The sequence below is a fragment of the Endozoicomonas sp. SESOKO3 genome (genome assembly GCF_024606255.1).
On sequence record NZ_JAHHPR010000688.1, the window covers coordinates 1 to 1208 of the forward strand.

General features: G+C 46.9%; 1 protein-coding gene and 1 pseudogene. Both read left to right on the forward strand.

Translation table 11 applies throughout. The features are described 5' to 3' along the window. Positions 1 to 229 precede the first annotated feature (229 nt). A complete protein-coding gene (hfq, locus tag KDK18_RS12035) occupies positions 230 to 487 on the forward strand; it encodes an RNA chaperone Hfq (protein ID WP_034836467.1) in 258 nt (85 codons plus the stop codon). Positions 488 to 846: 359 nt separating this feature from the next. Continuing rightward, a pseudogene (locus KDK18_RS12040) lies at positions 847 to 1208 on the forward strand (GTPase HflX); the annotation flags it as partial.

Below are 1208 nucleotides of genomic sequence, written 5' to 3' on the forward strand. Positions count from 1 at the left end.
GGAAAAGGCTGGTACGTGAGCACCTGCAATAGTTTCTGCAGGTCCGGTATGAGTAGCTAGTATTACCTATTGATGGCAGTGTGGGGCTTCGCTTACTGTTGCCCGGCTGAATTTCTGGGCTGTACACAGATTGAACAATCAGGTACTGGCACTGCCGGTCGAGCGAATAGCCCAACTAGAAGTGAACAAAGGCTATTCAAAAACCCGAGAATTAATAAGGAGTACAGAAATGTCAAAAGGGCATTCTCTACAAGACCCTTACCTTAATGTGCTGCGTAAAGAGCGCGTGCCGGTTTCCATTTACCTGGTAAACGGCATCAAACTCCAGGGACAGATCGAATCATTCGATCAGTTCGTAATCCTTCTGAAAAACACTGTTAGCCAGATGGTTTACAAGCACGCAGTATCAACTGTAGTGCCAAGCCGTCCGGTACGTCTGCCGATGCAGGGGCAGGAAGGCATGGCCGAGCACGACGAGCAGGAATAAACTTTTTGCTGGTTGATTAGAAGGCGCTTTCGTAGCGCCTTTTGACGTTTAAGAGTTTTATAAACACTGCGTCTACGATTGAAGCATTTTCCACTATGAACAGTGTCATATGGAAGAAACAGCTGTGTAGAACAATAATCGGGCGGTATACTGACACGCTGGCAGCTTGTTTTTAACGAATAATTCAGGTCGTTTAATACTCTCTGCTGCGTAAATGAATGGTTCCGGTCGCAGTTAGCAGCCATAAGAGAAACATTGTCGTCCTGCCATAATGCCATCTGGTCTTGAGTCATCCGGGAACGACGTCTGCTTTATGGTCACTGGTCCCTTGTGAAAGAAAATAATTTCAGGAGTTCTGTTTGTTTTTTGAACGCCATGAAGGTGGTGAAAGTGCAATCCTTGTTCATCCGGATATGAGTGAAGACAAGGAACGGGAAGATCCGCAGGAATTTATGGAGCTGGTTCGTTCCGCTGGTGTTGAAACTCTGGCTTTTATCACAGTGAACGTGCGGTCTCCTTCTCCCCGCTATTTTGTGGGTCCTGGCAAAGTTGAAGAAATCCGTCAATCCGTGTTTCAGCAAAGGGCTGAAGTTGTTCTGTTTAATCACGCTTTGTCGCCTAGTCAGGCAAGAAACCTTGAAAAAGAGCTGGAATGCCGTGTCATCGACCGCACCGGACTGATTCTGGATATTTTTGCTCAGCGTGCCAGAACCTTTGAGGG